Origin of the sequence: Kitasatospora sp. NPDC056783 (assembly GCF_042789895.1) — a bacterium.
Classification (GTDB): Bacteria; Actinomycetota; Actinomycetes; order Streptomycetales; family Streptomycetaceae; genus Kitasatospora.
This window is the reverse complement of the sequence record NZ_JBHUAF010000018.1, coordinates 39,503-48,111: the sequence shown is the minus strand read 5'-3', so window position 1 is coordinate 48,111 and position 8,609 is coordinate 39,503. Positions and strand designations below refer to the sequence as shown.

The 8,609-nt window shown below is 73.7% G+C and carries 7 protein-coding genes and 1 pseudogene; 7 read left to right on the top strand and 1 reads right to left on the bottom strand.

Annotated features, from left to right (window positions below; all coding sequences use genetic code 11):
- From ACFRMQ_RS05265 to ACFRMQ_RS05250, 4 genes and pseudogenes are all read left to right on the top strand, one after another.
- Positions 1–2,863, top strand: a pseudogene (locus ACFRMQ_RS05265) (hypothetical protein); the annotation flags it as partial.
- Positions 2,864–2,963: 100 nt separating this feature from the next.
- Complete coding sequence (locus ACFRMQ_RS05260; RefSeq protein WP_380727117.1) at positions 2,964–3,833, top strand: chitosanase; 870 nt, start codon at positions 2,964–2,966, stop codon at positions 3,831–3,833.
- A 367-nt stretch (positions 3,834–4,200) separates the two neighbouring features.
- Complete coding sequence (locus ACFRMQ_RS05255; protein WP_380727115.1) at positions 4,201–4,554, top strand: DUF4190 domain-containing protein; 354 nt, start codon at positions 4,201–4,203, stop codon at positions 4,552–4,554.
- Between the two features lie 56 nt (positions 4,555–4,610).
- Positions 4,611–5,771, top strand: coding sequence for a serine hydrolase domain-containing protein (locus ACFRMQ_RS05250; protein WP_380727113.1), 1,161 nt, complete (start codon positions 4,611–4,613; stop codon positions 5,769–5,771).
- Positions 5,772–6,070: 299 nt separating this feature from the next.
- Here ACFRMQ_RS05250 and ACFRMQ_RS05245 read toward each other — a convergent pair whose 3' ends face one another.
- Positions 6,071–6,544: a hypothetical protein gene (locus ACFRMQ_RS05245; RefSeq protein ID WP_380727111.1), complete on the bottom strand. Its 474-nt coding sequence runs from the start codon at positions 6,542–6,544 to the stop codon at positions 6,071–6,073.
- 395 nt (positions 6,545–6,939) lie between these two features.
- On the opposite strand from ACFRMQ_RS05245, the gene ACFRMQ_RS05240 reads away from it, so the two are divergent.
- The 3 genes from ACFRMQ_RS05240 to ACFRMQ_RS05230 all read left to right on the top strand — a co-directional run bounded on the left by ACFRMQ_RS05240 (position 6,940) and on the right by ACFRMQ_RS05230 (position 8,566).
- On the top strand, positions 6,940–7,437 hold the full coding sequence (locus tag ACFRMQ_RS05240; RefSeq protein WP_380727109.1) for a DUF6232 family protein: 498 nt from the start codon (positions 6,940–6,942) through the stop codon (positions 7,435–7,437).
- Positions 7,434–7,766: a hypothetical protein gene (locus ACFRMQ_RS05235; RefSeq protein WP_380727107.1), complete on the top strand. Its 333-nt coding sequence runs from the start codon at positions 7,434–7,436 to the stop codon at positions 7,764–7,766. Before ACFRMQ_RS05240 ends, ACFRMQ_RS05235 begins: the two co-directional genes overlap by 4 nt.
- Before the next feature lie 350 nt (positions 7,767–8,116).
- Positions 8,117–8,566 carry a hypothetical protein gene (locus ACFRMQ_RS05230; protein WP_380727105.1) on the top strand — a complete coding sequence of 150 codons (450 nt, stop codon included), beginning with the start codon at positions 8,117–8,119 and terminating at the stop codon, positions 8,564–8,566.
- The last annotated feature ends 43 nt before the right edge of the window (positions 8,567–8,609 follow it).

Sequence of the window (8,609 nt, the reverse complement as noted above, 5' to 3'; positions counted from 1 at the left end):
CTGGTTCGGCCGCCGCGGCATCGCGCCCGCCGCCACGCCCGCCGCCGCGCCCGCCCGCCGCGGCGGCCGCTCGATCCTGCGCGTGCTCGGGCCGCACTTCGTCATCGCCCCGCCCGAGGTGACCGACGACGAGCTGTCCGCGGCCATCGGCACCCTGCGGCCCGTCCCGAACGCCCTGGTCGTGGTGGCGGCGACGACGGACGCGGCCCCCGTACTGCGCGAGCAGATGGCCGAGCTCGGGATGATCGCCCGCGCCCGCGGCGCGTCCAGCCTGATCCTGGCCGCCTCCGGACTGGCCGCCGTCGGCCCCGGCGGCCGGCGGCCTGCCGAGGTCGTGGCCGACAAGGCGGGCATCACGGTCGTCGCCCCGGACGGCATGGTCGCCGTCCAGCCCGACGGCACGCTCAAGGTCACCGCCCCGAACGGCTCCGCCGAGCCCGCCACCTGGTGGAGCTGTCCGCCGGGGGGCCGGGCCCGCCGGCTGCGCGAGACGGTCGACGCCGCGGCCCCGGTCGACGCCGGATCCGCGCTCCCCGCTCCCGGCCCGCTCCCCGCACCCGGCGCCCGGCCCGGACCGGGCTCCGGACGGGCTGTCGCCCCCGTCGGAACGGGCACGCCACCCACCTCGGTGTCGATCCACCGGCTGGCCACCGGCTTCTGGCTCAACCACGTCACGGCCCGGCCCGAGGGACCGATGCCCTTCCTGCAACAGCTCGCGACGCCCCCCGGCACGACCCCGCTGCTGATCGGCACGCCCGCCCGGCCCGTGCTGGACCCGCAGGAGTTCACCGAAGCCGCGCTGTCCCTGCCGGTCGGCTCCGAGCAACTCGTGGTCAGCGCGCCCTGGGCCGACCCGGGCTCGGCCGCCCTGCTGTCCGGCAGCCTCGCCGAACGGCTGGGGCGCCCGGTCCACACCGCGGTCGGACTGCCGGTCGCGGGCGGCAACGGCTACACCACCGCCGTGCTCGACCACCGGGGCGCCGCCTCCTGGGAGCCGTACCTGCTCCGCCTCAGCTCCTCCGGCCGGCACGAGACCGTCAGCTCGGCGTGGCGCAAGGGCGCCGCCGGCTGGGAGACGGTGGGGCCGGGGCTGTTCCGGGCCTTCCCGTTCTGGTGCCTGGAGGCCGTGCCGGCCGGGCTCTGGCTCCGCCCCGAGCCGCCGTACGCGTGGGCCCCGCGCTACCTGCGCCCGGCCCCGGCCCGCCCGACGATCGTCGTCGGCGAGCAGGCCAGGCTGATCCCGCACCACGTCTGGGAGGAACTCGGAGCCATCCTCGACGAGTTGCCGGCCCCCGGCGCCCGGGGGTACGGGCTGCTGCTGCACGGGCTCGTCGACGCCGCGTCGGCGAGCAGCGCCCGGTTCTTCGCCCGGATGCACGGCCTGGTGTGGCTCGACCCGCCGGCCCGGCCCGCCACCGGGGATCCGGCCGAACTGCTCGGATCCGGCGACGCGGCCCACCCCGCCCACGCCGCCCACGCCGCCCACGCCGCCCACGCGCTGGACGGTGCCTGGGCGGGGGCCGTCCGGGCACCGGTCGCCGAACGGTTCGCCCTGGCCGCACCGCCGCCGCAGCCGGCGCCCGCCGGTGCGGCGCCCGGGTTCACCGCCGAGACCGCCACCCAGACCGCCGCCCCCACCGAGCCGACGGTCGGGGTGCCGACCGCGCCCGTGGGCCTGGCCACCAGCGGTGGCGTGCCCGAACCTGCCCCCACGGCCGACGGGTTCGCGACCGGTACGCCCGGTACGCCCCGAGAGCCGGTTTCGGCAGGGCTCACCGCCGAACCGCCCGCCCGCCGCACCGCCGGCGCCGTCAGTACCGTCAGTGCCGTCAGCGCCGCCAGTGCCGTCAGTTCCGTCAGTGCCGAAGAACACCAACCAGGCACCACAGAGCGGGAGTTCACCGTCGAGGCGCCGGCGCAGACCGTGGCGGACACGGCCCAGGCGGCCTCGGAACCCGAACCCACGCCCGAGCCCGTACCCGTACCTGCACCCGAGCCCGAGCCGGACCCCGTGCCCGTCGCCCCCACCCCCGCCGCCCGGTACTTCACCCCTGCGGACATCCTTCCGCTGACCCCGATCAGCACCGCGGAGGACCGGGACGCCTTCCGGCTGCTGCTCGGCGAGCACTACCACCGCTGCGCCGGGCGGGTGGAACCGGCCGTCACCCGGCTGCCGGGCCTGCGGTCGACCGGCCAGGACGACTTCAAGGCCGACCTGGTCGCCGTACTGCTCCACCACGAGGACTCCGGCGTCCCCGCCGGCCGGACCGCCCTCCTCACCGAGGCCCGCAGCGGCGCCGCGGGTCCGCTGCGCCCGTACCTCGCCTGTCTGAGCTCGGGCCTGCGTCGGCTGCCGAGCCATCACGGTGCGGTCCTGCTGGGTGCCGACCTCGCCCCGGAGGCGCTGGAGGCCTTCCCGGTCGGCCTGGCGCTCCTCGAACCGGGGCCGATCGCCGGCCTGGCCTCGCCCGCGGCCGATCTGAGCACCCGGGTCGAGTTCGTCGTCTGGTCGACCACCGGCCGGCGGACCGCCGCCTTCGGGGGCGACCGGGAGGTTCCCCAGGTCGCCTTCCCGCCGGGGACCGGCTTCGTGGTGGTCGACGTCGACCCCGGGGACGGCCTGGCCCGCCCCGCCCGGGTGCTGCTGCGCGAAACCGCCGGCCCGGCGGCGGGCCCGGACCCCGAGCGGGACCACAGCTCGCGGAACAGGCTGCGCGCCTGGCTGGAGCGCCGGGACAAGGTGGCACCGACCGACCGCCGGGCCGTCACCCGCCCGGAGCGCTTCCACCTCACCCCGGGGACGCTCCTCCCGGAACCGGCCTCCGCCACGGCCCCCGACCCCGACCCGACCGCCGAGGTCTGACCGGGCCGCACCACGCCCGAACGGACCGGCGGCGGTTCACCGGTGTCCGGAATCCACCGGACACCGGCCGCCCCTCCCGTCCACCGAATCCGGAGTACGCATGCCGCCCGCACACGCCCGGCCGTCGCGGCCCAGGGCCCTGTACGTCGCCATGGCCGCGGTGCTGATCGCCGCCGTCACCGCCACGGTCGCCAACGCCCGTCCGCACCGCACCACCCAGCCCCCCAAGCCCGGGGCCACCGCCTCCGCCTCCAGCGGGGGCGGCCTCAACGACCCCCGCATGAAGGAGATCGCCCAGCAACTCGTCTCCAGCGCGGAGAACTCCTCGCTCGTCTGGAAGGCCCAGTTCGCCTACATCGAGGACATCAAGGACGGGCGCGGCTACACGGCCGGCATCGTCGGCTTCTGCTCGGGAACCGGCGACATGCTCGACCTCGTCGAGCGCTACCAGAAACTCAAGCCCGGCAACCCGCTCAGCAAGTACCTTCCGGCGCTGCGCAAGGTGAACGGCTCCTCCTCGCATTCCGGCCTCGACCCGGACTTCGTCGGAGAGTGGAAGAAGGCGGCCCAGGACCCGGCCTTCCAGCAGGCCCAGACCGACGAGAGGGACCGGGTCTACTTCGGCCCGTCCGTCATGCAGGCCCAGACCGACGGGTTGCGCGCCCTCGGCCAGTTCGCCTACTACGACGCCATCGTCATGCACGGCCCCGGCAACGAGCCGGTCAGTTTCGGCGGCATCCGGGCCGCCGCCATGAAGAAGGCCAGGACCCCCGCCCAGGGCGGCGACGAGAAGACCTATCTGGCCGCCTTCCTCGATGCCCGCCGGGCCGCGATGAAGACCGAGGCCGCCCACGAGGAGACCGACCGGGTGGACACCGAACAACTGGTGTTCCTGAAGGCCGGCAACCTCGACCTCAGGCCCCCGCTGGCGTGGAAGGTCTACGGCGAGTCGTTCAAGATAGACGGCTGACGGACGGCAGGTACGACCGAGGGGCGACCGCGCACGCGGCCGCCCCTCCTCGCCGGCTCCCGCCTCACCAGCCGGTGGCGGCCCGCCGCGCTCGCCGCCGCCCTCCCCGTCCTGCGTGCTCGCCGTCCTGCGTGCTCGGCGACCTGGCGGCCGAGTTCACCGCGCTCGCCGCCGCGCCGAGGAACGCGACCAGCACGCCCGTGCGTGCGGAGCCGCGTGGCGACGGCCGGATTCCCCCGGTCACGGACGCCGAGCATGACCTCCCGCGCCCCGGTCTCTTCCCTCGATCGGGGGAGGCGCGCATGGGCGCCGTGTTCCAGGATCGGTCAGGTCCGGAGCGACCGGGCCGATCACGGAAGGACAGCGGATGCACGCCCCTGGAACGATGGCCGCCCGGCCCGCACTGGCACGCAACACCCCGGCGACGGCGGCCGTGGTGCTGGGCACACTCGGCCTGTTCGCCTCGTTCGCGGTCATCGGCGCCCTGTTCGGCGCCGTCGGCCTGGTCACGGGCACCATCGCCCTGCGGGCGTCCGGACGCACCGGCACCGGCCGGGGCCGCGCGCTCGTCGGTCTGCTGCTCTCGCTCGCCGCGATCGCGGTGTCCGTCCTGGCCGCCGCCTTCATCGCCTGGTACGCGAACCACACCCAGGAGTGCTACCGCCCCGACAACCTCCACCAGTACGTCGAGTGCGTCCGCCACAACCTCTCCGGACACTGACCGCGCCGGGAACCCCGGCAAGCACAAAGCACACACACCACCAGAGATGACATTCCATGAACTCACGTACGCCGCTTCGGTTCCACGTCCCGCGTCGCAGGACGACCCGCACCGCCGTCGCCGTGGCCATCGGGGCCCTCGCCCTCGGCACGCTCGCCCCGTCCGCCGGCGCCGCCCCGGGGGCCGCCCGGCCGGACACCATGCAGCAGCGCCTGAACGCGATGGTGAGCCCCGCTCACGCGCCCGGCGCCCTGGCCGCCGTCCGTGACCAGGCCGGCCACACCCGTACCTACGCCGCGGGCGTCGGGAACCTGGCCACCGGCGCGAAGACGCCCCGGGACGGCGAGGTGCGGATCGGCAGCGTCACCAAGACGTTCACCGCGGTCGTCGTGCTCCAACTGGCCGGCGAGGGCAGGATCCGCCTCGACGACCCGGTCGACACCTACCTGCCCGGCCTCCTGCGCGGTCGAGGAGTCGACGGGCGCCACATCACGGTGCGCCAGCTCCTGCAGCACACCAGCGGACTTCCCGACTACGAGGAGGACGTCACCGACGACATCCTCCAGCGCCACTACCTCTCTCCCCGTGGCACCCTGGACATCGCGCTGCGACGCGTTGCCGTCTTCGCCCCGGGAACGAGCTGGGAGTACAGCAACACGAACTACCTGGTGGCCGGGATGATCGCGGAAAAGGTCACCGGACGGCCCCTTGCCGAGGAGGTCGACAAGCGCGTCATCAAGAGGATCGGGCTGCGCCACACCTACCTCCCCGCCCCCGCCGAGACCACCGTTCGAGGGCCCCACCCCCACGGCTACCACAAGGACGGCCCGGACGGATCACTGCGTGATGTCACCGAGATCGACCCCTCCGCGGCCTGGGCCGCGGGCGCGATGGTCTCCACCGGCTCCGACCTCACCCGGTTCTTCTCCGAGCTCATGAAGGAAGGGCACCTCCTCAGCGGCCCCGAGCTCGAGCAGATGCGCACCACCGTCCCCACGGGCGCGCCCGGCTACGACTACGGACTGGGGATCATGAGGACACAGCTGTCGTGCCACAAGACCGTCTGGTGGCACAACGGCAGCATCCCCGGCTACGGAACCTGGAGCGCCGCCACCGCCGACGGACGCGCCGCCAGCGTCACGGTGACCGTCGACCCGACCGGCCTCGCGGACCTGCAACCAGCCGAGGACGCCGTCGACGCGGCCCTGTGCGGCTGACGATCGCACCTCCCTGATGGAGGGTGCGGATACCGTCGTGGCCGGGCCGGGCGCAGCGGGACGACGCGGCAGCGGGTGACGGCGGCGGCGTGGTGGCGGTGCCGAGAGGCGGATGGCACCAGGCGGATGGCACCAGGCGGACCGTGACCTCTGCGGCCTCGGGGTGGGAGGGTCCCGCTGGTCCGGCAGGGGCCGCACATCTGGCGGCAGCATCATCGAGACCGGCACCGGTTCCCACCGCCTCGCGCGGACCAGGGCCCAAGCCGAACGCGCCGGCAGCTGATCACCAGACGGTGGGACTACCGCACCGGTCCGCACTCATCGATGAACACTGTCGGCGCCGACAGGAACAAGTCGGCGTCGGCAGGGCCATAGGCGACGTTGAACGTGTCCAGCCAGTACGACCAGTCCCGCACCCCCGCCGCGCTGCTGAAGCGGTGGTTCAGCTGCCACCGGACCCACTGACCTGGGAAGAGACGCACCGCCGGAGGCCTGCGCGGTCGAGGTGGCAAGCCGAACAAGGGGTCCACCCGGGGGAGCACGCGCAGACGACCATCGGCCTCGCGCAGGCCGACGTCGACACCGCCGAGCTCCTCCCGGCTCTCACGCGGCGCGAAGCCATCCCGTTCGCACATCCGGACCACGTGCGCGGACGAAGCCCAGGCCTGCGGCACGGTGAAACCGACCGGGGCCGCATTCCTGCGAGCAGCGGCCTCCCCGCCCCGGGACTGTTTCGTCCAGGACGTTCTGATCCACTGAACCGTGATCTCCAAAGCACCTACCTCCGCGCCGAAGGATACGGAGACCGAGGAGTGGACGTCATCCCTCCTCGACGCGGCGGCAGCTGCTGCTACTTCTCACCGACAGGCCGAGGTCCTCCGCCGGCGCCCCAGGCCGGAATCGGTGCGCGACAACGCCCTCCACTCCTGCCGACGTCCGGCCGCTGCGGCCGGACGCGGAGATCGCCCGGGCGGGGCAGGCGTTGTGGGACCGCCGCAAGGTGGTCGTCGATCCTCCTCTGCGCCACGGGATCTTGCTCGGGCCCGGCTTGTCGCCACCACGGTCGCTCGAAGGTGACGGGCGGAAAGTGTGATTTCCGTCTCGTGTCCGCATCGGCTTCGCTATGCTCCACACCTCATCGTCCAGGAGTGGACAGGAGGGTCCCTTGGTGGCCCAAGTAACAATCAACGAAGGTGTGTTGTGGGTGGGCGGCGAGGCCTATCCGCTGCGCAACATCTCCCATGTCGGCCAGCGGCGGCTGACCGTCGACAAGGGTGCCGCGTGGAAGAAGTTCATCTTCCAGAGCATCGGCTGGTTCATCCTGGGCGGCATCTTCGCCTCTTTCGCCGGCACCGTGGGAACGCTCGTCTTCCTCGCCGTCGAGGCGCTTCTGGTCTGGAGGCTGGTCTCGGCCCTGCAGAAGCCCCCGGTGTACGGCCTGGTCCTCAACACCTCCGGCACCCAGCGCGAGGCCGTCTGGTCCACGCGGCAGGAGGAGATCCAGCAGTTGGTCTACGAGATCACCAAGGCGATCGGCAATCCCGACGTCGCGCAGACGGTCATCAACGTGGCCCACGCGGTGCAGGGGGACGTCATCCACCAGTACGGCGACGGCAGCATCGGCAAGGCCCAGCACAGCGGCAGCGGGAACATCGGAGGATCATGAGCGGCGACCACATCCAGCAGTACGGCTCGGGCAGCATCGGCAAGGCCGAGCACACCGGTTCCGGTGACATCGTGGCCGGCGGCAAGACCGTCGGCGCGACCGAGGGAGGTCCTGCGCTGGAGGCCCTCCTGCGGGAGATCGAGAGGCTGCGCCCGCACCTGGACGAGAACGACCGGGCGGAGTTGGACACGGCGGCCGGCTCGATCGCCGGGGAGACGTCCGCGGAGCGCCGGCGTGGCCTGGTGCAGCGCATCTCCGGAATCGCGGCGCTGGTCGGCGAGGTGGGCGTGCCGGTGCTCGCGGCCGCGAAGGCGCTGCTGGCGGGCTGAGGCGGCCGATCGGCGGCTGCGCGAGTCGAGGCGATGGGCGTGTCCCGGGTGTGCCCGGGGCACGCCCTGGCCGTGCTCGGGGCAGGTACGGGCGTCATGGGCGAGGCGACCGGGTGAGCACCGCACGCCTCGGCGGGCGGGGCGGCACAGCGGGGACGGCGGCACAGCGGGGACCGCGACGGCCAGGACCGCGAGCGGGGACGGGCGGCGGTCGACCACCGGGAGCGCCCCGTTCGGCGGGCCCGCGCGGGAGTGGGTCCAGCCCCACCCCACCGTACGGACAGACCCATGTCGGGCCCGCCGCGCGATCCGTAACGTCGGTGACACGACGACACGGAGGAGCAAGGACCATGGCGAACACCGACCGCCTCACCGACACGGCCGGGCAGCTCGACGGCGCCCGCACCCGCGGCACACTCGACACCGTCAGGACCTGCGTCACGCTGTTCGGCGCGATCGGCGCGATCGTTCTCGGCACCGTCGCGGTGATGGCGTTCACCGGCCACCAGGCGACGTCCTTCATGTGGATCCGGGGCGCGATCCTGTTCCTGGCCACCTTCCTGCTCCACCGGTACGCCGACCGCGCCGCGCGGGGCGACCACCGCGGCTTCGAGCGGCTGCGCACCCTGTCCACCGTCATGCCGATCGCGATCATCGCCGTGGACCTGGTCCCCGGCCTCTGCCCTCCCTGGTACGCGGTGGTCCAGGGCCTGTCCGCGCTCGCCCTCGCCGCGGTCGCCTTCCTCACCCGCGGTGCCGCGCTGAGCGCCGCCTTCCCCGCCCCCGCCGAGAAGAGGTGACCGGGCCCCGGCTGGCACAATCGATCACCGCTGCGAAAGGAAA

Coding starts and splice junctions, on each gene's coding strand:
- ACFRMQ_RS05260 (WP_380727117.1), top strand. CDS start 2,964: ATGCCGCCCGCACACGCCCGGCCGTCGCGGCCCAGGGCCCTGTACGTC.
- ACFRMQ_RS05255 (WP_380727115.1), top strand. CDS start 4,201: ATGCACGCCCCTGGAACGATGGCCGCCCGGCCCGCACTGGCACGCAAC.
- ACFRMQ_RS05250 (WP_380727113.1), top strand. CDS start 4,611: ATGAACTCACGTACGCCGCTTCGGTTCCACGTCCCGCGTCGCAGGACG.
- ACFRMQ_RS05235 (WP_380727107.1), top strand. CDS start 7,434: ATGAGCGGCGACCACATCCAGCAGTACGGCTCGGGCAGCATCGGCAAG.
- ACFRMQ_RS05230 (WP_380727105.1), top strand. CDS start 8,117: ATGGCGAACACCGACCGCCTCACCGACACGGCCGGGCAGCTCGACGGC.